We start from the raw sequence: 23,150 nt of genomic DNA on the forward strand, positions 1-23,150 counted from the left end.
GGGATGTCTCACTTCGCCTTGGGCTTGAACGCCAGGATCACATTGCCGGCCACCTCGCCGAACATGCCGTAGCCGGAATTGACCAGCAGCAGGCCGTTCACCGCGGTGATGGAGGCCGCGTCGATGGAGCCGCCCTTGCCGGAGACGCCATTGACGCCCTGGTAGGGGATGGCGGTGTCGGTCTTCCAGAGGAGCCCGCCGGTCTTGGCGTCGAGCACATAGAGGTAGCCGTCGAGGCTGCCTCCGATCACCGCCCCGTCGATGACGGCAGGCGCCGTCGACAGGCCATAGATCTGCTTGCAGCGGGGCATCCGCTGCGGCCGGTCGCCCTCGCAGTCGGGCGCCGTCGCGAAGGTCCATTTCACCGCGCCGGTCTTGGCGTCGATCGCATACATGCCGGACTTGATCTCCGGACCGACCGTCTGGCCGGGCAGGTCACGGCCGATCTGGCTGATCGGAGCGAAGATCGTATCGTCCTTGAAGGCGATGCCCCAGTGGACGCCGCCGAGCGGGCTGCCGGTGCCGAGGTCGCGGCGCCAGATCACCTTGCCGGTCACCGGATCCATCGCCCACACCGTCCCCGACTTCTGGCCGGCGTAGACCATCTCCTGGCCGCTCTTGAGGTGGCCCAGGATGAAGGACGCCCCGAAGTCGACGTCGCGGTAGACGGTGTCGGTGACGCAGTTGAGCTGGGTCGGCTTGGGCTTCGGCCCGCAACCGGAGTTGAAGATGTCGCGCTCGGTGGCCTGGTGGCTCCAGCGCTCCTTGCCGTCGTTGAGGCCGATGGCGATCAGGGCGTCGGTGTTCTTGTGGGCGGGCGGCGAATTGGCCTCGCCGGTTCCGAAGTAGATCAGGCCGCGCTTCTCATCGACGGACGGCGAGTTCCAGATCGGCGCGCCGGAGGGGCCGAAGAGCATCTTGCCGTCGCCGCGGTCGCGCAGCGGAGTCGCGTCCGGCATGGTGTCATAGCGCCACTGCTGAGCGCCGGTCTTGGGATCGAGCGACAGGATGTAGCCGTGGTTGTTGCAGCAGACCTCCTTGTTGTCCGCCGCGACCGAGATCTCGTACTGGGCGACCGGCACGATGATGCGGGTCTTCAGCACCGTCGGCGTGCCGGTGGTCATGGAGAACTTGTAGACCCCAACCTTGCGGGTCCACAGGAGCGCCCCGGTCCTGGCGTCGACCAGATAGACCCCGCTGTCGAGGCCGGAGAAGGCCAGCACGCCGCGCCCATCGGCCAGGACGCCATAGGCGGCGCTGGTGCGCAGGGGCGCGCCGCCCGGGGTTTTGTAGAGCCACTTCAGGCAGGGCTTGGCGGCGTCGGAAACGTCGAAGGCATAGAGCGCGCCGGCGTCGGCCACGGGATAGAAGACCGTCTTGCCGACGATCGCCGGCTGGGCGCGCATGGCGCTGGCGCCGGGGATGGCGATCGACCAGGCAAGCTCCATGTTGGAGAGCTGCGCCTTGGTGAGTCCGGCCTGCGCGGCCGTCAGGGTGCGGGTGTTGGCGCGGTCATAGCCGAAGGTGGCGACCGTGGCCGGGCCCTTGAGGTCGGCGACGCGGCGCTCCGCCGGGCACATCATCGCCTTGGTCCAGCTGTCGTCGGTCGTGGCCGGACCGCCGGTCAGGTAGTTGATCAAGAGGCCGCGCACGTCGCCCGACATGCCCTCGGCCATGGCCTTCATCTTGCCCTGGGTGAGGGCGAAATCGATGGTCTGGTAGCTCATGGCCTTGAGGTTGGCCTTGGACGGCGCCCGGCTCGACTCGGAATGGTCGTGGCAGGAGGCGCAGCGCTCGAGGTAGGTGCCTTCGCCCGGCGCGAGGGTCTGCGCCGAGGCGCCATGAGCGGCGCCGATCAGCAGGGCGGCCAGCGCGGCCGCCGCGGCCCGTGCGAAATGAGTCACCTGGAACATCGTCTCCCCCTTCGCCGCTCTCGGACGGCTTTGCGCGGCGCCATCGGCGATGGCCGCAGCGCCTGGGCACGACTAGAGCAAACTCTCCAGTTGGCCGCCACCATAGATCAGTGATCGGCGGCGACGTCCTGGCTTCCAGAGTGAAACATGTTCCCGAGGAAATTCAGCGGCAGTCAAAGCGGGACGAAATCGCCGGGAATTCTTCCTGATTGAGCCGGGAAAATTTCTCGGCCTCCTAGTCCAGCACGGCCGCGAACTGCTCGGCGATCCAGTCGGCCTGCGCCTCGGTGAGGATCAACGGCGGGGCGATGCGGATGGTGTGCTCGTGGGTCTCCTTGGCCAGCAGGCCGCGGGCCTGCAGGGCCTCGCAGACGCGCCGCGCGCCGCCGGCCTCGGCGTGCAGTTCGACAGCGATCATCAGGCCGCGGCCGCGCACCTCCTTGACGCTGTCGGCGTGGATCGAGGCCAGCGAGGCCTGCAGCCGGTCGCCGACCCGGGCGGCGTTCTCGACCATGCCCTCCTCGACCAGCACGCGCAGCGCCGCGCGGGCGACCGCGCAGGCCAACGGATTGCCGCCGAAGGTCGAGCCGTGCTCGCCCGGATGCAGCACGCTCATGACCTCCGAGTTCGAGAGCACGGCGGAGACCGGATAGAAGCCGCCCGAGAGCGCCTTGCCGATCAGGGTGAGGTCGGCCTCGATCCCCTCATGCTGCTCGGCCAGCAGCTTGCCGGTGCGGCCGAGCCCCGTCTGGATCTCGTCGAGGATCAGGATGACGTTGTGCCTCGTGCAGAGCTCGCGGGCCCGCTTCAGATAGCCGGCCGGCGGGATGATCACCCCGGCCTCGCCCTGGATCGGCTCGACCAGGAAGGCCACGGTATTGGGGCCGATGGCGGCCTCCAGGGCCTTCGCGTCGCCGTAGGGGACGACCCGGAAGCCCGGCGCGAAGGGGCCGAAGCCGCCGCGCGACTGCGGGTCGGTGGAGAAGCCGACGATGGCTACCGTGCGGCCGTGGAAGTTGTCGGCGGCGACGATGATCTCGGCCTGGCCTTCCGGCACGCCCTTGACCTCGTAACCCCACTTGCGGGCGACCTTGATGGCGCTCTCCACGGCCTCGGCGCCGGAGTTCATCGGCAGGGCCTTGTGACTGCCGGTCAGCGCGCAGAGCTCTTCGTAGAAGGGCGCGAGCTGGTCGTTGCGGAAGGCGCGGCTGGTGAGCGTCAGCCGGCTCGCCTGGGCGACCATGGCCTCCAGGATTTTCGGATGGCAGTGGCCCTGGTTCACCGCCGAATAGGCCGAGAGGCAGTCGAGGTATCGATTGCCCTCGACGTCCCAGACGTAAACACCCTCGCCGCGGGTCAGCACCACGTCGAGCGGCTTGTAGTTCTTCGCGCCGTAGAGGGCTTCGAGAGCGATCAGATCGGCGGTGAGCGAGCGTTGGAGGGCGATGTCGTTCATGACGGCCTCATTCTGCGGCGAGGATGGCGGGTTGCGGTTGGCTCGTCCGGTCGAGGCGCAGCGTCATGCAGTAGGCCGCGCCGCCTGAGAGGATGAAGGGGTCGAGGTCGATCTCGATCAGGCTGTAGCCGCGGGCCTGGAGCTTGGCGCGCAGCGAGGCCGGCGCGCGGGCCATGATCACCTTGTCGCCGAGGTTCACCGCATTGACGCAGAAGGCGGCGGCCTCTTCGGCGCTGGCCTCGATGCGGTCGGCCTCGGCGATGTGCTCGCGCAGCGTCGCCAGGGCCTTGGGCGTGAAGGCGTCCGGAAAGTAGAGCACCTTGCCGCCGGCCAGCGGGCAGAAGCAGGTGTCGAGGTGGTAGAAGCGGTCCGACGCCAGTTCCAGGCTGACCACCTCCCGGCCGAAGGTCCTGGCGATCACCCGCACGGAAGCCTTGCTGGAGCGCGGGCCGAAGCCTGCCCAGAAGAACCGGCGATCGGCGTCCCAGATGCAGTCGCCCGCGCCCTCCTGCAGGACGCCCTCCGGCAGGTCGACGATCTCCTGGATGAGGCCGCGAGCCTTCAGCCGGGCGAAGGCGGCGCGGAACACGGCCTCTTCGCCCTGACGCTCGGGATGGCGGAAGCGGGCCATCAGCACGCGGCCGTCCAGCACCACCGCGGCATTGGCCGGGAAGACCAGGTCGGGCAGGCCGCGGACCGCGCCTATGGTCTCGACGTGGGCGCCGGCGGCCCTGAGCGCGGCCTTGAGGCTGGCGGAGGCGGCCAGCGCGGCCGCCCGGTGCTCGGGCCGCCAGGCCGTCGGCCGCATCCACGGATTGATCTGGTAGCTGACGTCGAAGCACGCCGGGTCGGTCATCAGGAAGAACGCCACGCCGCACCCCATCGCTAAGCTTTACCGCCGGTCAGAATGGCGCCGGAGGGTGCTAGCGAATAGCCAGCAAGCTGCTACAATTCGCAGGGAATTCTGACGATCTGCTAAGCCTAGGTAGCGATATGATGGACGAACTGGATCGTCGGCTGCTGGCCCTCCTCCGGGCCGATTCGCGGGAGCCGGTGGCGTCGCTGGCCGCCAAGCTGAAGGTCTCGCGCGGGACCGTGCAGAACCGCATCCGCAAGATGCTGGGCCCCGACGGCGCGATCCAGGGCTTCACCGTGCGTACGCGGCCGGAGCTGGAGGCGAGCCGGGTCAGGGCGATCATGACCATCGCCATCGAGGGCGAACGGTCCGGCGCGGTGGTGAAGGCGCTCAGGGGCTTTCCCGAGGTGGACAAGGTGCACACCACCAACGGCCGCTGGGACCTGATCGCCGAGCTCGACACCGAGACCCTGGCCGCCTTCAGCCAAACCCTGGACCAGATCCGCCTGATCGACGGCATCGCATCGACCGAGACCTCGATCCTGCTGGCCACGCAGAAGATGTGAGCGGTAGAACGCGCGGATGAACGCGCCCTTCAAGACCGACGCCCTGCCGCAGTGGAACCTCGGCGACCTCTATGCCGGCCGCGACGATCCGCGGATCGAGGCGGACCTGGCCGGGGCCAGAGCCGACAACGACGCCCTGGTGGCGCTGAAGGGCCGGTTCGTCGCGAGCCGCGCCGACGCCCGCGTGCTGGGCGAGCTGCTGGACAAGGCGATCGGGCTCTACGAGGCGGCGACCAACGGCCTGTGGGGCGTCGGGGCCTATGCGGGCCTGGCTTCGTCCACGGCGCGCAACGATCCGGCCTGGTCGAAGTTCGAGGGCGACCTGCGGGCCCGCTCCGCCCAGATCGCCGCCGAGAGCCTCTATTTCACGCTGGAGCTGAACGAACTCGACGACAACGAGATCGAGGCGGCGTTCCGCGCGCACAAGCCGGCGGCCCGCTGGCGGCCCTGGATTCGCCGCGTGCGCCTGTCGCGGCCGCACGAACTGTCGCCCGACCTGGAGCGGATGCTGATCGACCGCGGGCCGGCGGTGGCCAACTGGAGCCGGCTGTCGGAAGAGACCCTGGCCGCGCTCACCGCCAAGGTCGGCCGCGAGACGCTCAGCCTGTCCGAGGTGCTGAACCGCCTTTCAGATCCCGACGGCGCGCGGCGCAAGCAGGCGGCCCAGGGCCTCGCCAAGGCGCTGGAGCAGCGCACCTCCACGCTGGCGCTGTGCCTCAACACGCTGGCCTTCGAAAAACAGGTGGAGGACCGTTGGCGGAAATATCCCGACCCCGCCGCCTCGCGCCACATCGCCAACGAGGTCCACGCCGACGCGGTCGCCGCGCTGGAGGCCGCCGTGGTGGAGGCCTATGAGCCGGTCAGCCATCGCTACTATCGCCTGAAGGCCAGGGCCATGGGCCGCGACGTGCTGGACCAGTGGGACCGCAACGCCCCGCTCGACACCGCCCAGCCCCGCACCTACGGCTGGGACGAGGCCAAGGGGATGGTGCTGGAGAGCTTCGCGGCGCTGGCGCCCAAGTTCGCCGACACCGCCCAGACCTTCTTCACCCACCCCTGGATCGACGCCAAGCCCCGGCCCGGCAAGCAATCGGGCGCCTATTCGCACTCCGTCACTTCCGAGCGGCACCCCTATGTGTTCCTGAACTACATGGGCGAGCGGCGCGACGTGCTGACGCTGGCCCACGAGCTCGGCCACGCGGTCCACCAGACGCTCTGCGCGCCGCTCGGCACCCTGCTCGCCGACACGCCGCTGACGCTCGCCGAGACCGCCTCAATCTTCGGCGAGGGGCTGGTGTTCGAGCGCCTGCTGGCCAATGCGTCGAAGGCCGAGCGCAAGGGCCTGCTGGCCGGCAAGATCGAGGACGGGATCAATACGGTGGTCCGCCAGATCGCCTTCCACCGCTTCGAGACCCGGTTCCACGCGGCGCGGATGGCCGGCGAGGTCTCGCCCGACGAGATCGGCCGGATCTGGCTCGCCTGCATGGGCGAGAGCCTTGGGCCGGCCATCAAGCTCAACCGCGGCTACGAGCACTACTGGGCCTACGTCAGCCACTTCGTCCACGCGCCGTTCTATGTCTACGCCTACGCCTTCGGGGACCTCCTGGTCCGCGGGCTGATGGAGAAGCGCCGCGAGGACCCCAAGGCCTTCGCGCCCCTCTACGAGGACCTGCTGGCCGCCGGCGGCACGCGCACCTACGTCGAGGCCCTGGCCCCCTTCGGGCTAAACCCGCGCGAAAAGGCCTTCTGGGCGGCGGGCATGAAGCAGCTCGAACGGCTGGTGGACGAGTTCGAGGCATTGGTCTGAGGCCCGGAAGGCGTCCCGCCGGAGGCATCGGGAGAGCCGAGCATGATCTCAGCGCTCGCAGCCTTCGTCCTGGTTGCCGCAACTCCGGACTCCTGCCGCACCGTCCATGGCCGCATGGACCTCTGGAACGGCGCGCCGACGGTTCGCATCCGGGTGATCGGGACGCGGCGCGTGCTGGGCGTCGTGCAGCCGCACGAACGCTTCGACGATCTGCCGCCGTCCGTTCGGCGGATCTGGACGGGCCAGGACGCCGACGCCGACTGGAAGACCTCGATCACCGGGGACTTCAAGGTTTGCGCGGTGCGCCCGGAGCGCCCCGGCCGCATGCCGCGCGTCCGCCTGATCGCCGCCGGCCGCCTCACCGCGCGCGCCCGGCCCTGAACCGCCCGGCTAGTTGAACGCAAACACCGCGCTGAGCATCGCGAGCACTATGGCCGCGCCGGCCAGCCGGCCGGCGATGAACATCAGCGGCGTCGCGCCCACGTCGCCGCGCCTGAAGCGTGCGCCGGCCCATTCGTGCAGGCCGACGGCCACGGCCGCGGTGGCGACCAGGGCCATCTTCACCCAGAACCACCCGGTGAATCCGCCGGGGCCGCCGAACTTCAGCCAGACCATCAGCGGGCCGGTGGTCAGCAGGATAGCCAGTCCCGCCGCCCCGATGCGGCTGAAGAAGGTCTCGAGCGGCCACCACTGTCCGCGCTGATCGGCCGGGGCGGCGACCAATCTCGGACCGACCTGCGACAGCGCGATGCCGCCGCCCACCCCCATGCCGACCCCGATGAAGTGCAGCCACAAGAGCAGGTTGGTGAGGATGTGCATGCCGCGCCGTCCAGCGTCACCGCTTGACAGGGCGACGGCCAAGCCTAGGCCGGATCGCGCCAGCCTCCTACCGGGATTCAGGGCCGGCTTCCGCCTGCGCCGGCAGAACTTCCCGGCCGATGTCGGAACCGCGTCCTCTCGTTCGTTCTTGGGGAGACAGCCTCGGGAGACACGACCATGAAGACCGTCCGCACCCTCGCCGCCGCCAAGGCGCTCTCCATCCTGCTGGTGGCGGGCCCGGCGATCGCGGCTACGGCCCCCGCCGCGCCGCCGCCGCCTGCTGGGCTCTACGCCATCGACAAGGCCCACACCTCGGTGACCTTCCGGGTCAGCCACATGGGCTTCTCGCGCTACACCGCCCGCTTCGCGACCGTCGACGGCAGGCTGAAGTTCGATCCGGCCCACCCGGCGGCCATGAGCGTCGAGGCGACGATCGACCCGAAGTCGCTTGCGCTGAACGCGCCGCCCGCGGGCTTCCACGACCAGCTGATGGGCAAGAGCTTCTTCGACGCGGCCAAGTTCCCGGCGATCAGCTTCAAGTCGACCGGGGTGCAGCTCACTGGCCCCCACGCGGCCAAGGTGACAGGGAACCTGACCCTGCACGGAGTGACCAAGCCGGTGACCCTCGATGTCACCTACAACGGCGGCTATCCGCCGAACGCCATGGACCCGGGCGGGGCCCGGGTCGGCTTCTCCGCCCACGGCGTCTTCAAGCGCTCGGCCTTCGGCATGGGCTTCGGCACGCCCGCGCCCGGTTCGAACATGGGGGTCGGCGACGACGTCGAGGTGATGATCGAGACCGAGTTCTCCGACGGCAAGCCGCCGCCGAAGAAATAGGTCCCCCCGGGCCTCAGGCCAGCATGCGGATCGTCGGTTCGCGCCCCCACTGGCGGGTGCGGGCCGGCGGCAGGAAGGCCTCGGCGCCCGCGCCCAGGTCGACGATCCCGGCGTCCGGCGCCACGCCGGCCTCGTCCAGCAGCGGCTGGGCCTCGGCGGTGAAGCCGATGGCCTTCAGGTGGACGAAGGCGTTGTGCACGAAGTCGATGGCGGCGCTCTCGGCCAGGAGCTGGGCGCAGCCGTCCGCCGACAACACCAGGGCTACGGCGTCGAAGATCACCGAGGGCGAGCCGGCGAGCTGGCCGTCGGCCTTCAGGAGCTTGCCGCCCTTCAGGGTGACGCCGCCGATCTTGGGCGCGACGATCTTGACCGTGGCGCCCTCGGCCTCGGCCGCCTTGCGGACCGCCTTTACCACGGCCCCGTCGGCGCCGTCGGTGACCAGGATACCAACCGAACGGCCCATCAGGGTCTCGGGATATTTGCCGACGATCCGCAGGGCCGGCGACGGCTTCATGTCCTGCGGCTCGACCGCCGCCGAGGTCTTGGCGGGCAGCGGCATGTTGAGCCCGTCGGCCACGCGCTGGGCGAGCTTGGCGTCGACGTTCTGCAGGTTGCCCAGCACCCGGTTCCGCACGTGCTCGAAGCTGCATTTCGAAAGCTCGAAGACCAGGGCGCTCGCCAGGTGGGCCTGCTCGATCTCGGTCTGCGAGCGGTAGAACAGCCGCGCTTGGCTGTAGTGGTCGGCGAAGCTCTCGGCGCGCAGCCGCACCTTGGTCCCGTCGAAGGGCACTGCCGCCGTGCGGAAGCCGCCCCTGGGATCCTCGCGCGGCCCGGCGATCTCGCCGCTCTCGGCCAGGCTGTTCGGTTCGTAGTTCGCCCGGCCCTGCGGCAGGTGGGTCTGCATGTGGCCGTCGCGCTGGAAGTTCTGAAAGGGGCAACCCTTGGCCTGGTTGATGGGGATCTGGTGGAAGTTCACCGTCCCCAGGCGCGAGAGCTGGGTGTCCTGGTAAGAAAACAGGCGGCCCTGCAGCAGCGGGTCTTCCGAGACGTCAATGCCGGGCGGCATGTTGGTGGGCAGGAAGGCCACCTGCTCGGTCTCTGCGAAGAAGTTGTCCGGGTTGCGGTCGAGCACCATCCGGCCGACCACCTTGATCGGATAGAGTTCCTCGGGGATCAGCTTGGTGGCGTCGAGGATGTCGAAGGGCAGGGCGTCAGCCTGGGCCTGACTCAGCACCTGGACCCCGAACTCCCATTCCGGGAAGGCGCCCGAGGCTATCGCTTCATGCAGGTCGCGGCGGTGGAAGTCCGGATCGGCGCCGGCGATCTTCACCGCCTCGTCCCAACCGGTCGACTGGGTCCCGAGCTTCGGCCGCCAGTGGAACTTGACGAAGCTTGGCTCGTCCTTTTCGTTGAGCAGTCGGAAGGTGTTGACGCCGAAGCCTTCCATCATCCGCAGGCTGCGGGGCAGGGTGCGGTCCGACATGGCCCACATGATCATGTGGGTGGCCTCCGGCATCAGGCCGATGAAATCCCAGAAGGTGTCGTGGGCGCTCGCGGCCTGCGGATAGCCGCGGTCGGCCTCCATCTTCACCGCGTGGATGAGGTCGGGGAACTTGATGGCGTCCTGGATGAAAAAGACCGGGATGTTGTTGCCGACCAGGTCCCAGTTGCCCTCCCGGGTATAGAGCTTCACGGCGAAGCCGCGGACGTCGCGCGGCGTGTCCACCGAGCCGGCGCCGCCGGCCACCGTCGAGAACCGGGCGAAGACCTCGGTGCGCCGGCCGACCTCGGTCAGCACCTTGGCGCGGGTGTAGCGGGCCAGCGACTGGGTCAGTTCGAAATAGCCGTGGGCGGCCGAGCCGCGGGCATGGACGATGCGCTCGGGAATCCGCTCGTGGTCGAAATGCTGGATCTTCTCGCGCAGGACGAAGTCTTCCAGCAGCGAGGGGCCGCGCGCCCCGGCCTTCAGAGAGTTCTGGTTGTCGCTGACCGGCACGCCATGGTTGGTCGTGATCCGGTCGTCGGGCGCGGACGCGGTCTGGTGGGTTTCGCCCCCGGCGCCGCGGGTGACGGTCTCGTCCGCGACGGCCTTTGCTGCGCGCGCGGATTTGGACGCCGGCTTCGGCGCGCCCTTGGATTTGGCCATTCTGAGTTCCCCGTCGACGAGTTGGACATGATCGTTGACGCCCCAACGCAGCGGGGCCCGTTTGGTGACGGGGTAAATTCACGCAGCGCGCCGATTGCCGGCGCGAGCCTCAGGCGGCGACCGTCTCGGACCAGACGCCGGTGGCGGCGTTGACCGGGGACTCGGCGATCAGGGTCCAGGCCAGCGGGACGGCGGCCTTGCGCCGCCAGCCCGCCTCGACCTCCAGCGACCACATCCGCTGGGCGCCGGCGAAGCCGGTGGCCTCCGCGTCGGCGTTCCAGGCGACCTCCACCGCCCCCTGCAGGCAAAGCAGGTCGCCGGTCGCGAAGTCCAGGAACAGCACCGCGGCCCGCGGATAGGCCAGCATGTTGCCGAGCGTGTTGAAGTAACGGTTGCCGCGGAAGTCCGGGACCGTCAGCCGATCGCCCTCCACCTTCACGAAGCCGGGCCGCCCGCCCCGGTGCGAAACGTCGACCCCGCCGTTCGGGCCGATGGCGGCGGTGGCGACGAAGAAGGTGTCGGCCGTGGTGATCTGGGCCGCCGCCTCCGCGTCGAGCGCGGTGAAGGTCTCGAACGGACCGGGCGTGCGCGAGACAGCCTCGACGGCCCGCTGCTGGATATACTGCGGACAGTTGCCGAAGCTCTGATCGACCACCAGCCAGTAGCCGCCCGGCGCGACGTCGGCGACGCGGCCGTTGGCGCGATTGCGGCGCCGCGTGGCGAAATCGATGCCCAGCAGGCCGAAGGACGCGCCGGGCGTCAGGGCCTGGGCCAGCGGATCGAGCGGGGCCGCCACGGTCAGGGTCAGGGGGTTCGGCGCGGAGATGAAGCCGGGCGGTCCTGTGACGACGCTGGCCACCGGTTCCCCCGCCAGGTTCAGGCCGGCCAGCACGGCGTAGGGCAGGGTCTCGAAGAAGCTCCGATGCTGGCCGGGCATTGCCTCGCGGACGCCATGGCCGCCCGGTCCGCCGCCGGCGCGCCTTTGCGCCTCCAGCTCACCGACGTGGAAGGGATGTTCCGGATGCATCATCCGCGGACGTGTACGACTTGCGGGAAACAATGATAATCCTGCATTCTTGCAAATCACTCTTCCGAGAAATGGAACAATGGACCGTCTGGACGAGCTGGCGGTGTTCGTGACGATCCTTGAGGCCGGCAGCCTGACCGGCGCGGCGCGGCGACTGGGCCGATCGCCGGCGGCGGTCACCCGCGCGCTCGCGGCCCTGGAGGCGCGGGCCCGTATCCGCCTGGTGGAGCGCACCACCCGCAAGCTCGCCCCCACCGAGGCCGGCCGGCGGCTCGCCGACCAGGCCCGCCGGGTGCTCGCCGACTATTCGCAGGCTGTCAGCGCAGAGGCCGACGGCGGGCCGCTCAACGGCCGCATCGCCGTCACCGCGCCGCTGGTGTTCGGCCGCCGGCATGTGACACCGGTGGTCACCGCCTTCCTCGACGCGCATCCGCAGGTTTCCGTCGAGCTCGCGCTGGCGGACCGCAACCTCGACCTGATCGACGAGCACTTGGACGTGGCGGTGCGGATCGGCGTCTTGGCCGACTCCAGCCTGGTGGTCCGCAAGGTGGGCGAGGTGCGCCGCCTGACGGTCGCCGCGCCCGCCTACCTCGCCCGCGCCGGCGCGCCGGAGACAATCGCGGACCTCGCCCGTCACGAGATCATCCTCACCACCGGCCGCATACAGCTTGCGGAGTGGCGCTATGCGGGGCCGGACGGCCGCGAGAAGGTGGCGAAACTGACGCCCCGCCTTATCGTGAGCGATGTAGATGCGACGCTTTTGGCGGCCCGCGAAGGGCATGGGATCGCCCGCCCGCTGAGTTATCAGGTCGCCGAGGACCTGGCGGCCGGACGTCTGGTGCGGCTGCTTGAAGCGTTCGAGCCCGCGCCGCTCCCAGTGCAGTTGGTGACACCGAGCGCGGGGCTGACAGCGGTCCGGGTGCGCGCCTTCCTGGACCATGCGGCGAGCGCGCTCGCCGCCCTGCCGGTGGTGCGGCCGGCGGGTTGAGGGGGCCTATTCCCTGGCGAGCAGGTAGCGCACGCCGCGCGCGGCCAGCGCCATGACGACGGCGCCCAGCGCCAGCTCGGCGGCGAGCGGCGCCGACCAGCCATCGACCGCGAAGCCCATGGCGGTCAGCAGGAAGCCAACCGCGAGCACGACGCCCAGCCAATGGATGGTCCGGCCGATCAAACCCGAGGGGCCGACGTCCGAGCTCAAGGCGCGCGGCCAGATGAGGTTCGGCATGGTTCGCTCCCGCGACGCTGGCCCGGCTGGCCATGGTGTGCTGTCGCACGCCCGCGGCCGGCCTCGGACCCTCAAGCTTCCCACGCGCAGGCTTTCAAAGGTGTTGCCGCCGAATGATGCAGGGGCGGACGCTCGCCGCTTACCGAACGACCGTCAGCGGCCGTCGAGCCAGGCCCGCATCTCGGCGGCCTCGCGGCGGCCGCTCATGATGTAGCGGGTGTCGGCGCCCACGGTGACCAGGTCGAAGCCACGTTCGATCATCTTCTGCGAGTAGGCCGGGCTCGCGGTGTGGACGCCGACCCTGACGCCCACGGCCTTGCAGGCGGCGAGGATCTTGTCGAACGCCGCCATCAGCGCCGGCGCATCGGAGTCCTGGCCGGGCGGGCCGCCCATGGCCAGCGACAGGTCCGAGGGGCCGATATAGACGCCGTCGAGGCCGGGCGTGGCGACGATCGTTTCGACATTGGCGAGGCCCGCGGCGGTCTCGATCATGGCAAAGGTCAGCATCTCGCCATTGGCGCATGCGTGGTAGTCCGCGCCGCCATAGACCACCGCCCGCGTCGGCCCGGAACTGCGGAAGCCGCCCGGCGGATAGCGGCAAGCCTGGACGAAGGCTGCGCATTCGGCCGCGTCGTTGATCATCGGGCAGATGACGCCATAGGCCCCTGCGTCGAGCGCCCGCATGATCTCGCCGGGCTGGTTCCAGGAGACCCGCACCAGGGGCACGGCTGCAGTTGTCGAGATCGCCTGCAGCATGGCCAGCATCTCGGAATAGCCGATCACCCCGTGCTGGGTGTCGATGGTCACGGCGTCCCAACCCATCGAGGCCATCAGCTCGGCGGAGAAGGCGCCCGGCATGGAGCACCAGCCGTTGATCGCCGGCTTGCCGGCGGTCCACAGCTCTCGCAGGCGATTGGCGCGCATGGGGCTCTCCGGGGCCGTCAGCCGTTGGCCAGGACCTTCACCAGATCGGTCAGGTAGTCGCGGCCGGTATAGACCGACTTGACCGCCATGTGTTCGTTCAGGCCGTGCGCCCCGCTGCCCTCGGGTCCGGACCAGAAGCCCGGCACGCCATAGGTCGGGATGCCGACCGGGATCAGGTAGATCGCGTCGCTGGCGCCGGTGGACATGGTCGGGACCAGGGGCACGCCCGGGAAGTACTTGGCGGCGACCTTTTCCATCGGACCGATGATCTTGGCGTCGAGCGGCGGCGGCGTCGGCTTGGCGCGGATCGGCTGCAAAGGCGTGAGTTTCACGCCCGGATCGCCGATGGCGGCCTCCAGGGCGGCCTTGGTCGCCTCCATGGACGAGCCCGGGAACATCCGGCAGTTGATGTTGGCGCCGGCCCGCTGGGGCAGGGCGTTCTCGGCGTGGCCGCCGTCCAGCAGGGTCGCGACGCAGGTGGTGCGCAGCATGGAGTGGAAGCCGCGGTCCTTGTTGAGCTCGGCCTCGGCGGCCCTGTCCGTCGGGTCCTTGGCGATGGCCACCATGGCCTTGCCCGTGGGGTCCGTCCGCCCGGCGCCGGCCTTGGCGAAGAAGGCGCGGGTGGTGTCGTTCATGGTCAGCGGGAACTCGTAGTCGCGGACCTTCAGCAGGCCCTGTGCCAGTTGGTAGATCGCGTTGTCGCGGATCGGCACGGAGGAGTGGCCGCCGGCGTTGACGGTCTCCATGCGGAACTGTTGGACGACCTTCTCGCCGACCTGGACGCCCTGGGTCTGGAGGTTGCCGTCCTTGTCGGCGCGGCCGCCGCCGCCCTCGTTGAGGGCGAACTCCGCGTCGATCAGCTCGCGCTTGTTCTTGGCCAGCCAGTCGGCGCCGTTGAAGGCGTTGATCGTCTCCTCGCCGCAGGTCAGCGCCAGCTTGATGGTGCGCTTGGGCTGGAACTTCTCCGCCTTGAAGCGCACCAGCATGTCGACCCACGTGGCGTCGATCACCTTCATGTCCGAGGTGCCGCGACCGTAGAAGTAGCCGTTCTCCTCGATCAGGGTGAAAGGGTCGCGGGTCCAGTCGGCGCGCTTGGCCTCGACCACGTCGAGGTGGCCCAGGAGCAGCATCGGCTTGGCGGTCTTGCTGGTCCCCTTGAGGATGGCGACGACCCCGCCGTCCTTCGGGTGCTCGGGGACCGAGAAGTAGGTGATGTCGCTATCGGCGAAGCCCGCCGCCTTCAGCCGCGCGCCCATCTTGGCGGCGGCTTCGGTGCAACTGCCGACCGAGAGCGAGGTGTTGGTCTCGACGAGCTCCTTATAGACCTCACGGAACTTGACCTGGTCGGGGCGAAGATCCGCCGCCGTCGCCGTATGGGCTAACCCAAGCGCGAGCGCCGCGCCCAACATCCTGCCGAACATTTGTAAGATCCCCCGAACTCGAATCGAGCCGCGAATGTGAACCATCCGGGCCAGGGGTAAACCCTCCGCGACCGCTTATTCGAAAAGCCGCGCCAACTGCTCCAGCGACAGGCGCGCGCCCTCTTCGTGGTCCTGCGGCCGCAAACCCGGCGGCAGGTTCGCGGCCGTGAAGACGACCTCGGTCCCGCCGGGCGCGGGCGCGAGCGTGATGTCGAGGGTCATCTCGCCGTGGAACGCAGGATCAGGCGAGTCGAAGGTGACCGCCTCAAGGATGCGGCGCGCGGGCTGCAGGTCGACGAAGCGCACGTTCACCCTGTCCTCCCGCTCGGTGGTCTTGCCGCGGAACTCGCGCTCATCCGCCGGGTAGAACAGCGACATCTGGTATCCGCCGCCGACGCTCGGATCGAAGCCGTGGAGCTGGCCGGTCATGTCGCCCGGCGGGAGCCATCGGAGCAGGATCGTGGGGTCCATGAAGACGTCGTAGACCTGCTCGGGGCTCGCCTTGATGAGCTTCGAACTGCGGGTCGGCCGGTCAGCGTGTTGTTCAGTCATCGAGCGGCAATTTCCCAATCCGGCAAGCCAGCGACCCCCTCAATACTGCCCGTACCGCCCCTTCACCGACTCCAGCAGCTTCACCGAGTCGTAGCCGACGCCGTCCTTGAACACGATCTCGACGTTCTCGATGTCGGCTATGGTCTTGGAAGGATCGCCCCTGACGATCATCAGGTCGGCGTTCTTGCCGGGCGCGATCGTGCCGATGCGGTCGGCGAGGCCCAGGTAGGTCGCGCCGTTCAGGGTGGCGATGCGGATAGCCTCGGTGGGCGTGAAGCCGCTCTCGACCAGCAGCTCGACCTCGCGCTGGTCGCCGAAGCCCGGGATGACGCCGCCGTTGCCGGTCGGGTCCGGGCCGGCGAGCAGCAGGCCGCCGGCGGCGACGAACTTCTTTTCCAGCGCCTGGGCGTTCTGGAAGGCCCTGGTCCCGTCGGCGTAGCGCTCGCGCGGCGCGGCGTTCACCAGGTTGCGGGAATAGAGGTAGGCCTCGCGCGCCTCGACGGTCAGGACCGCCATCGCCCGGGGATTGAGCGGCGCGTGGCCGGGCACCCGCTGTTCGAACACCGGCTGGGTCGAGGTCAGGGCCACGTGATGGTCGACCAGGAGCTTGATGAGCGCATTGGCCTCCGCGCTGTCGGGCGTCATGGCCAGCAGGGTCGCGTTGCCGGTGCTCTGCGAGCAGACGTCGGGCTGCTTGCCGGGGTCGAGCTGGGTATTGACGAAGAAGCCGTGCTCCAGGTCGTCGATGCCCAGCGCCACCGCCTCGGGATAGGTCACCGAGCAGAGGTGGCCGGTGAGCTTCAGCCCCCGCTTGTGGGCCTCCTGGATCGCCGCGCCCAGCTCCGCGCGGGTGATGTTCATATAGGCCTTGAAGGAGGTGGCCCTCATGTCGGCCCAGTAGGCGACGGTGCGCCGCGCGTCCTCGGCGTCCTTCAACCCGTGCATCTGGATGAAGGCGCTGCCGGAACCCTCCAGATAGGGGCCGGTCACGTCCATGTGCGGCCCGATCATGCCGCCGGCGTCGATCAGGGTTTTGACGTTGAGGTCGACATAGGGCTCGACGCTGCCGGTGGTTCGCATGGTCGTCACGCCGGCCGCCAGATAGAGGCGCGGCGACGAGAAGGTCATCTGCGGCACCATCAACGGCGGCTCGGAATGGCCCGCGGCGTCCATGTTCGGCCGGGCGATGTAGTACATGTGGTCGTGCATGCCCACGAGGCCGGGCAGCACCGTACGGCCGGTCAGATCGATCTCTGGCTGGACGCCGGGAGGATAGAGGGTCCAGCCACTTGGCCCGGAAGGTCTGATCTCGGCGATCTTGCCGTCGCGCAGGATGATCGTCTGATTTTCGAGCGGCGGTGCCCCGGTCCCGTCGATAATTCGCGCATGGGTTAGAGTGATCGTTCGGGCATCAACTTTGATGTAGGGCCGGACCGAGGCGTCGGGCTTGGCGGGCGGCGCCAGTATCTGAGGCGCGGCCGCCGCGGCGGCCAGGGTGACGAGCGCAGCCGCGCTCCCGAGGATCAAGGATTTCAGCAACGCAAGCGCCCCCACGGTCAAAGCCGGCGCGACCCTAGCGCCCGGACGAAGCGCTTGCCATTTTTCAAACGCTTGTTAGTCACCTACCCCATATTGCCGGGCTCCCTTCGATTGCAGGCCCTAAGGATTTGAGGACGCGAATGGCGCAAGACGCGAAGCCGGCGGAGACTCCCAAGGACGCGTACGACGACCGGCCGCTGCACGCCGAGCCGGGCGAGCTGCCGCCGGAGGTCCAGGCGCCGCTGGCCGCGTACAAGGGCGAGCCGCCGCCGTCGCCGCAATGGTTCAAGGACGCGCTGGCCCGCGAGCCGAAGCGGGTGTTCGTCGAGTCGCTGGGCTCCAAGCTCGAGGTCCTGACCTGGGGCGAGGTCGGCAAGCCCGGCCTCTTGTTCGTCCACGGCAACTCCGCCCACGCCGACTGGTGGAGCTTCATCGCCCCGTTCTTCGCCGACGACTACCGGGTGGCCTCCATGTCGCTGGCCGGCATGGGCGCGTCCGATTGGCGCGAGCGCTATTCCTTTACCGACTTCGCCGACGACGCCGAAGCCGTCAGCCGCGCGACCGGGCTCTATGAGGGCGGCCAGAAGCCGATCTACATCGGCCACTCCTTCGGCGGCGGACAGGTATTCTTCGCCGCGGTCCGCAACCCCGAGCGGATGCGCGCCGCGATCATGGTCGACACCGGCTTCGGCCCGCCGCCGGAGGAACTCGCCAAGCGCCAGGCCCAGATGGAGGCGGTGCGCAACATCCCCACCGTCGACCGGCCGAGCCGGGTCTATCCGACGCTGGCCGCGGCGCTGAACCGCTTCCGGCTGATGCCGCCGCAGCCCGCGGGCAATCCGTTCATCGCCGACTTCATCGCCCGCCGCTCGCTGAAGCAGGTTCCACTCCCCGACGGTGAAAAGGGGCCCGATGGGTCGGGCGAGGGCTGGACCTGGCGGTTCGATCCCAACATGTGGGCCAAGCTCGACCGCGAGCGGGCGATGGGCGGCGACCCGACCCAGGCCGTCACCGTCAAGACGCCGATGGTGCACATCTACGGCGCCAAGAGCCGCATCGTCGAACACCGCAAGTCCGGCGCGCCCTCGCCCTTCCCGCCGGACATGATCGAGATCGAGATCCCCGATTCCCACCACCACATCATGATCGACCAGCCGCTGGCGCTGGTGGCGGCGATCCGGGCGCTGCTCGCGGCGTGGCCTCCCGCTTGAGGCTTTAGCCGGTCTCGTGTAGCACCCGGCCTAGCGCTGATTGTTCGAGCACAAGAGAGACCCATGGCCGGCCAGGCTTCCGACTACCACCGCGGCGACCAGGACATCCATGAGCAGGTGTCGACCTTCCATCTGGTGATGAACATCACCAAGTGGGGCTCGGTGATCCTGGCGGCCCTGCTGCTGACGCTGGTGCTCTGGTTCTGCACCAGCGCGGGCTTCCTGGCCGGCGCGATCTCCGGATTCGTGGTCTTGGCGCTCGGCATCGCTCTCCTGCGCGACCGCGGCGGCGCGGAGCACTGAACCTTCGGCGTCCGGCCGCCGGCTGGACAGAGTCCGGCGCGCGCCCGTAAGGTCCCGCGCCCTGAGGGAGACCCCGCGAGCCATGGCCGTCATCGCCGTCACCAGGGAGCGCCGGGCAGGTGAAACCCGCGTCGCCGCAGTTCCCGAGACGGTGAAGAAGCTGATCGCCTCGGGCTTCTCCGTGGTGGTCGAGCAAGGCGCCGGGACCGCCGCCTCCTATCCCGACGCCGACTACCAGGCGGCCGGCGCGTCGCTGGCCAAGACCGCCAAGGACGCGCTTTCCAAGGCCGACATCCTGTTCAAGGTGCGCGCGCCCGAGACCGAGGAGATCGCCGCGATCAAGCCCGGGACCCTGGTGGTCGCGACGCTCAATCCCTATCAGGACAAGGCCGCGCTGGCCGGTCTGGCCAAGGCCAAGGCGAGCGCCTTCGCCATGGAGTTCGTGCCGCGGATCACCCGCGCCCAGGTGATGGACGTGCTGTCCTCCCAGGCCAACCTCGCCGGCTACCGCGCGGTGATCGAGGGCGCGGAGGCCTATGGCCGGGCCATGCCGATGATGATGACCGCCGCCGGCACCATCGCCGCGGCCAAGGTCTTCGTCATGGGGGTGGGCGTCGCCGGCCTGCAGGCCATCGCCACGGCGCGCCGGTTGGGCGCGGTGGTCACCGCGACCGACGTGCGCCCCGCCACCAAGGAGCAGGTGGAAAGCCTCGGCGCCAAGTTCCTGGCGGTCGAGGACGAGGAGTTCAAGAACGCCCAGACCGCCGGCGGCTACGCCAAGGAAATGAGCAAGGAATACCAGGCCAAGCAGGCCGAACTGGTCTCCAGCCACATCGCCAAGCAGGACATGGTGATCACCACGGCGCTGATCCCCGGCCGCCCGGCGCCGAAGCTGGTCTCCGCCGCCCAGGTCGCCTCGATGAAGCCGGGTTCGGTGATCGTCGACCTGGCGATCGAGCAGGGCGGCAATGTCGCCGGCGCCAAGCTGGGCGAGGTCGCCGTCACCAAGAACGGCGTGAAGATCCTGGGCGTGGCCAACCTGCCCGGCCGCATCGCCGCCGATGCGTCTGCCCTCTATGCCCGCAACCTGATGGCCTTCGCCGGCCTCTTCCTCGACAAGGAGGGCAAGTTCGCCCCCGACTATGAGGACGAGATCCTGAAGGCGGCGCTGGTCACCCAGGGCGGCGCGATCGTGCACCCGCAACTCAAGGGCTGAAGCGCATGGAAGCCGTCGATCCCACCGTCTTCCGCCTGGCGATCTTCGTGCTGGCGATCTTCGTCGGCTACTACGTCGTCTGGAGCGTGACGCCGGCCCTGCACACGCCGCTGATGGCGGTGACCAATGCCATCTCCTCGGTGATCATCGTCGGCGCCCTCTTGGCCGTGGCGGCGCATCCGGTCGCCGGGGGGGAGATGACGGCGAACGTCTGGATCTCCAAGGGCTCCGGCGCGGTCGCCGCGGCCTTCGCCTCGGTCAACATCTTCGGCGGCTTCCTCGTCGTGAGGCGCATGCTGGCCATGTACAAGAAGAAGGCCCCGGCTCCCAAGAAGGAAGCGGCGTCGTGAGCGAGGCGCAGAGCGTGGCCTGGCTGGTCGGCTGGCTGGCCTGGGCGGTGATCTGGGCGCTGGCGATCCGGCTGGGCGTCGCCTGGATCGCGCGCCGGCGTTTCGGGGTACGACCGTTCCCGGCGGCGCTGATCGCCTACGCGACGATGATCGTGATCATCGTCGCATCCGCCGCCCTGCACGGTTGGGTCCTCGGGCCGGTCCAGCTCTACGGTGCGACGCCTCGCGAGGCCTTCAGCCTGGAGGCCTATCTGGCCGCGCCCTTCGGCCTGCCGCTGGTCGTCGGCGGCTGGCTGGTCCTGCTCGCCGATTTCGCGTGGGACGTGGTCCGGTTCGTGGTCTCCCACTTCAACAAGTCGGCCCGCACATGAACGCCAACCTCGCGGCCATCCTCTATCTGGTCTCCGGCGTCCTGTTCATCCTGGCGCTGCGCGGCCTGTCGTCGCCCACCACCAGCCAGGCCGGCAACCGCAACGGCATGATCGGCATGGCCATCGCGGTGGGCACGGCGCTGGCCACGCTGTGGAGCCAGGGCTCATTGGACCCGCTGACGCTCGGCCTGATCGGCGGGGGCGTGGTGATCGGCGGCGGCGTCGGCGCGGTGATCGCCCGGCGCGTCGCCATGACCGCCATGCCGCAGCTGGTGGCGGCCTTCCACTCGCTTGTCGGCATGGCCGCCTGCCTCGTGGCGGTGGCCGCGATCCATACCCCGGCGGCCTACGGCATCCTGGGCGCGGACGGGGCGGTTCAGCTGGAGTCGCTGATCGAACTGTCGCTCGGGCTGGCGATCGGGGCCATCACCTTCACCGGCTCGGTGATCGCCTTCGCCAAGCTGAACGGAAACATGTCGGGCGCGCCGATCCTGCTGCCCGCGCGCCATCTGCTGAACCTGGCGCTGGCGCTGGCCATCGTCGCCATGATCGTGGTCCTGGTGATGAGCGGCGGGGCCGCGCTCTGGGCCTTCTGGGCGATCTTCGCGCTCGCCCTGATCGTCGGCGTCACCCTGATCATCCCGATCGGCGGGGCGGACATGCCGGTCGTGGTCTCGATGCTGAACAGCTACTCCGGCTGGGCGGCGGCAGCCCTGGGCTTCACGCTCGAGAACACCACCCTGATCATCACCGGCGCCCTGGTGGGCTCGTCCGGGGCGATCCTCAGCTACATCATGTGCAAGGCCATGAACCGGGGCTTCATCTCGGTGATCCTGGGCGGCTTCGGGGCCGACGACAGCGCCGCGGCGGCCGGCGGCAAGACCGAGACCCGGCCCGTGAAACAGGGCTCCGCCGAGGACGCGGCCTTCATCATGAAGAATGCCTCCAAGGTGATCATCGTCCCCGGCTACGGCATGGCGGTCAGCCAGGCGCAGCACGCCCTTCGCGAGATGGCCGACAAGCTGAAGGAGGAGGGCGTCGAGGTGAAGTACGCCATCCACCCGGTCGCCGGCCGCATGCCCGGCCACATGAACGTGCTGCTGGCCGAGGCCAACGTGCCCTACGACGAGGTCTTCGAGCTGGAGGACATCAACGCCGAGTTCCCGACCGCCGACGTGGCCTTCGTGATCGGCGCCAACGACGTCACCAACCCGGCCGCCAAGACCGACCCCACAAGCGCCATCTACGGCATGCCGATCCTCGACGTGGAGAAGGCCCGCACCGTGCTGTTCGTGAAGCGCGGCATGAGCTCGGGCTACGCCGGCGTCGAGAACGAACTCTTCTTCCGCGACAACACCATGATGCTGTTCGGCGACGCCAAGAAGATGGTCGAGGGCATCCTGAAGAGCCTCTAGGCGCCGAGTTCGTTCGCGCGGTGCAACCTTCGCCGGTCTGTCGCCATTTTCAGCTTTATTGCCGAGGCGTGCCGTCGCCGACCTCGACGGGTCACATCCGCCTGACCATATGGTCGGATATCCTCGCCGGAGACGCCTCATGAAGTACAACCAGCTCGGCCGCACGGGCCTCTTCGTCTCCGAGATCTGCCTCGGAACCATGACCTTCGGCGGGTCCGAAAACGCCGGCATCTGGAAGGCGATCGGGGCGCTGCAGCAGGGCGAGGTAGACGGCATCGTCGGCCGCGCCCTGGAAGTCGGGGTCAATTTCTTCGACACCGCCGACGTCTATTCCCTGGGCGAGTCCGAGACGCTGCTGGGCCAGGCCTTCAAGAACCTCGGGACCAGGCGCAAGGACGTGGTCATCGCCACCAAGGTGTTCGGCGAGATGGGCCCGCGCCCCAACGACCGCGGCGCCTCGCGCGGCCACATCATGGACAGCGTGCAGACCAGCCTCGAGCGGCTGCAGACCGACCACATCGACCTCTACCAGATCCACGGCAACGACACGGTCACCCCGATCGACGAGACCCTGCGCGCGCTCGACGACCTGACCCGCCAGGGCCTGGTCCGCTACATCGGCGTGTCCAACTGGTCGGCCTGGAAGATCGCCAAGGCGCTGGGCCTCAGCGAAGCCAAGGGCTACGCCCGCTTCGAGACCCTCCAGGCCTACTACTCCATCGCGGGCCGCGACCTGGAGCGCGAGCTGGTCCCCATGCTGACGTCCGAGCAGCTCGGGCTGATGGTCTGGTCGCCTCTGGCCGGCGGGCTGCTTTCGGGCAAGTTCGGGCCCGGCTCCAACAATCCCGAAGGCTCGCGCCGCACCACCTTCGACTTCCCGCCGGTGGACAAGGACCGGGCGTGGAAATGCGTCGAGGTGATGCGTGAAGTAGGCGAGGCCCATGGGGTCACGGTGGCCCGCGTGGCGCTGGCCTGGCTGCTGCACAAACAGTCGGTGATGAGCATTATCATCGGCGCCAAGACCCTCGAGCAGCTCGACGACAATCTGGCCGCCGTCGACCTGACCCTGACGCTCGAGGAGATGGCCAGGCTCGATGAGGTCAGCGAGCTGCCCTCCGAATACCCTGGCTGGATGTTCGCCCGGCAAGGCGGAAACCGGCGGCCCAAGCCCTTCGTCAAGGCGAGCTGAGGACGAG

The 23,150-nt window shown here is 69.0% G+C and carries 23 protein-coding genes; 12 read left to right on the plus strand and 11 right to left on the minus strand.

The annotated features are described in order from the left end of the window. Nucleotides 1-8: 8 nt before the first annotated feature. From ACESMY_RS04190 to ACESMY_RS04200, 3 genes are all read right to left on the minus strand, one after another. The gene (locus ACESMY_RS04190) at nucleotides 9-1,913 is read right to left on the minus strand and encodes a PQQ-binding-like beta-propeller repeat protein (RefSeq protein ID WP_372782517.1); all 1,905 of its coding nucleotides are present in this window, start codon (nucleotides 1,911-1,913) and stop codon (nucleotides 9-11) included. Nucleotides 1,914-2,148: 235 nt separating this feature from the next. Continuing rightward, nucleotides 2,149-3,369 carry an ornithine--oxo-acid transaminase gene (gene rocD / locus ACESMY_RS04195; protein WP_372782519.1) on the minus strand — a complete coding sequence of 407 codons (1,221 nt, stop codon included), beginning with the start codon at nucleotides 3,367-3,369 and terminating at the stop codon, nucleotides 2,149-2,151. A 7-nt stretch (nucleotides 3,370-3,376) separates the two neighbouring features. Beyond that, entirely contained in the window at nucleotides 3,377-4,240 is an 864-nt protein-coding gene (locus ACESMY_RS04200; protein WP_372782521.1) for a dimethylarginine dimethylaminohydrolase family protein, read from the minus strand. A 125-nt stretch (nucleotides 4,241-4,365) separates the two neighbouring features. On the opposite strand from ACESMY_RS04200, the gene ACESMY_RS04205 reads away from it, so the two are divergent. From ACESMY_RS04205 to ACESMY_RS04215, 3 genes are read left to right on the plus strand one after another with little or no spacing between them, the layout of a single operon-like run. Continuing rightward, complete coding sequence (locus tag ACESMY_RS04205) at nucleotides 4,366-4,791, plus strand: Lrp/AsnC family transcriptional regulator (RefSeq protein WP_372782523.1); 426 nt, start codon at nucleotides 4,366-4,368, stop codon at nucleotides 4,789-4,791. Nucleotides 4,792-4,807: 16 nt separating this feature from the next. Beyond that, nucleotides 4,808-6,598, plus strand: coding sequence for a M3 family oligoendopeptidase (locus tag ACESMY_RS04210; RefSeq protein ID WP_372782525.1), 1,791 nt, complete (start codon nucleotides 4,808-4,810; stop codon nucleotides 6,596-6,598). A gap of 42 nt (nucleotides 6,599-6,640) precedes the next feature. Next, nucleotides 6,641-6,979: a hypothetical protein gene (locus ACESMY_RS04215; protein ID WP_372782527.1), complete on the plus strand. Its 339-nt coding sequence runs from the start codon at nucleotides 6,641-6,643 to the stop codon at nucleotides 6,977-6,979. A gap of 9 nt (nucleotides 6,980-6,988) precedes the next feature. Here the strand turns inward: ACESMY_RS04215 and ACESMY_RS04220 are convergent, their stop codons facing one another. Continuing rightward, nucleotides 6,989-7,417, minus strand: coding sequence for a hypothetical protein (locus tag ACESMY_RS04220; protein ID WP_372782529.1), 429 nt, complete (start codon nucleotides 7,415-7,417; stop codon nucleotides 6,989-6,991). Between the two features lie 177 nt (nucleotides 7,418-7,594). Here ACESMY_RS04220 and ACESMY_RS04225 point away from each other — a divergent pair, with 177 nt between their 5' ends. Continuing rightward, nucleotides 7,595-8,254 (plus strand): YceI family protein, encoded by a 660-nt coding sequence (locus ACESMY_RS04225; RefSeq protein ID WP_372782531.1) that lies wholly within the window; start codon nucleotides 7,595-7,597, stop codon nucleotides 8,252-8,254. A gap of 13 nt (nucleotides 8,255-8,267) precedes the next feature. Here the strand turns inward: ACESMY_RS04225 and ACESMY_RS04230 are convergent, their stop codons facing one another. Together ACESMY_RS04230 and ACESMY_RS04235 are read right to left on the minus strand one after the other, a co-directional pair. Beyond that, nucleotides 8,268-10,400 carry a catalase gene (locus ACESMY_RS04230; protein ID WP_372782533.1) on the minus strand — a complete coding sequence of 711 codons (2,133 nt, stop codon included), beginning with the start codon at nucleotides 10,398-10,400 and terminating at the stop codon, nucleotides 8,268-8,270. A gap of 109 nt (nucleotides 10,401-10,509) precedes the next feature. Further along, complete coding sequence (locus tag ACESMY_RS04235; RefSeq protein WP_372782535.1) at nucleotides 10,510-11,430, minus strand: pyridoxamine 5'-phosphate oxidase family protein; 921 nt, start codon at nucleotides 11,428-11,430, stop codon at nucleotides 10,510-10,512. Nucleotides 11,431-11,506: 76 nt separating this feature from the next. On the opposite strand from ACESMY_RS04235, the gene ACESMY_RS04240 reads away from it, so the two are divergent. Continuing rightward, a complete protein-coding gene (locus tag ACESMY_RS04240) occupies nucleotides 11,507-12,415 on the plus strand; it encodes a LysR family transcriptional regulator (RefSeq protein ID WP_372782537.1) in 909 nt (302 codons plus the stop codon). Nucleotides 12,416-12,421: 6 nt separating this feature from the next. Here ACESMY_RS04240 and ACESMY_RS04245 read toward each other — a convergent pair whose 3' ends face one another. From ACESMY_RS04245 to ACESMY_RS04265, 5 genes are all read right to left on the minus strand, one after another. Further along, on the minus strand, nucleotides 12,422-12,652 hold the full coding sequence (locus ACESMY_RS04245; protein WP_372782539.1) for a hypothetical protein: 231 nt from the start codon (nucleotides 12,650-12,652) through the stop codon (nucleotides 12,422-12,424). Nucleotides 12,653-12,805: 153 nt separating this feature from the next. Beyond that, on the minus strand, nucleotides 12,806-13,576 hold the full coding sequence (locus ACESMY_RS04250) for an HpcH/HpaI aldolase/citrate lyase family protein (RefSeq protein WP_372782541.1): 771 nt from the start codon (nucleotides 13,574-13,576) through the stop codon (nucleotides 12,806-12,808). A 17-nt stretch (nucleotides 13,577-13,593) separates the two neighbouring features. After that, nucleotides 13,594-14,997, minus strand: coding sequence for a M20/M25/M40 family metallo-hydrolase (locus ACESMY_RS04255; protein WP_372782543.1), 1,404 nt, complete (start codon nucleotides 14,995-14,997; stop codon nucleotides 13,594-13,596). Nucleotides 14,998-15,072: 75 nt separating this feature from the next. Beyond that, a complete protein-coding gene (locus ACESMY_RS04260; RefSeq protein ID WP_372782545.1) occupies nucleotides 15,073-15,549 on the minus strand; it encodes an SRPBCC domain-containing protein in 477 nt (158 codons plus the stop codon). Nucleotides 15,550-15,588: 39 nt separating this feature from the next. Further along, nucleotides 15,589-17,088: an amidohydrolase family protein gene (locus ACESMY_RS04265; protein WP_372782547.1), complete on the minus strand. Its 1,500-nt coding sequence runs from the start codon at nucleotides 17,086-17,088 to the stop codon at nucleotides 15,589-15,591. 140 nt (nucleotides 17,089-17,228) lie between these two features. Between ACESMY_RS04265 and ACESMY_RS04270 the strand changes: the two genes are divergently transcribed. The 7 genes from ACESMY_RS04270 (at nucleotide 17,229) to ACESMY_RS04300 (ending at nucleotide 23,143) form a co-directional block, all read left to right on the plus strand. After that, entirely contained in the window at nucleotides 17,229-18,299 is a 1,071-nt protein-coding gene (locus ACESMY_RS04270; protein ID WP_372782549.1) for an alpha/beta fold hydrolase, read from the plus strand. A 63-nt stretch (nucleotides 18,300-18,362) separates the two neighbouring features. Continuing rightward, entirely contained in the window at nucleotides 18,363-18,602 is a 240-nt protein-coding gene (locus tag ACESMY_RS04275) for an aa3-type cytochrome c oxidase subunit IV (protein WP_372782551.1), read from the plus strand. 82 nt (nucleotides 18,603-18,684) lie between these two features. Continuing rightward, on the plus strand, nucleotides 18,685-19,818 hold the full coding sequence (locus tag ACESMY_RS04280) for a Re/Si-specific NAD(P)(+) transhydrogenase subunit alpha (RefSeq protein ID WP_372782553.1): 1,134 nt from the start codon (nucleotides 18,685-18,687) through the stop codon (nucleotides 19,816-19,818). A gap of 5 nt (nucleotides 19,819-19,823) precedes the next feature. Continuing rightward, on the plus strand, nucleotides 19,824-20,168 hold the full coding sequence (locus ACESMY_RS04285) for a proton-translocating transhydrogenase family protein (protein WP_372782555.1): 345 nt from the start codon (nucleotides 19,824-19,826) through the stop codon (nucleotides 20,166-20,168). Next, nucleotides 20,165-20,539, plus strand: coding sequence for a hypothetical protein (locus tag ACESMY_RS04290; RefSeq protein ID WP_372782557.1), 375 nt, complete (start codon nucleotides 20,165-20,167; stop codon nucleotides 20,537-20,539). The genes ACESMY_RS04285 and ACESMY_RS04290 overlap by 4 nt, the downstream gene beginning before the upstream one ends. Continuing rightward, entirely contained in the window at nucleotides 20,536-21,954 is a 1,419-nt protein-coding gene (locus ACESMY_RS04295; RefSeq protein ID WP_372782559.1) for an NAD(P)(+) transhydrogenase (Re/Si-specific) subunit beta, read from the plus strand. Before ACESMY_RS04290 ends, ACESMY_RS04295 begins: the two co-directional genes overlap by 4 nt. A 139-nt stretch (nucleotides 21,955-22,093) precedes the next feature. Next, complete coding sequence (locus ACESMY_RS04300) at nucleotides 22,094-23,143, plus strand: aldo/keto reductase (protein WP_372782561.1); 1,050 nt, start codon at nucleotides 22,094-22,096, stop codon at nucleotides 23,141-23,143. Nucleotides 23,144-23,150: the final 7 nt, after the last annotated feature.

The organism is Phenylobacterium sp., assembly GCF_041691455.1.
Taxonomy (GTDB): domain Bacteria; phylum Pseudomonadota; class Alphaproteobacteria; order Caulobacterales; family Caulobacteraceae; genus Phenylobacterium.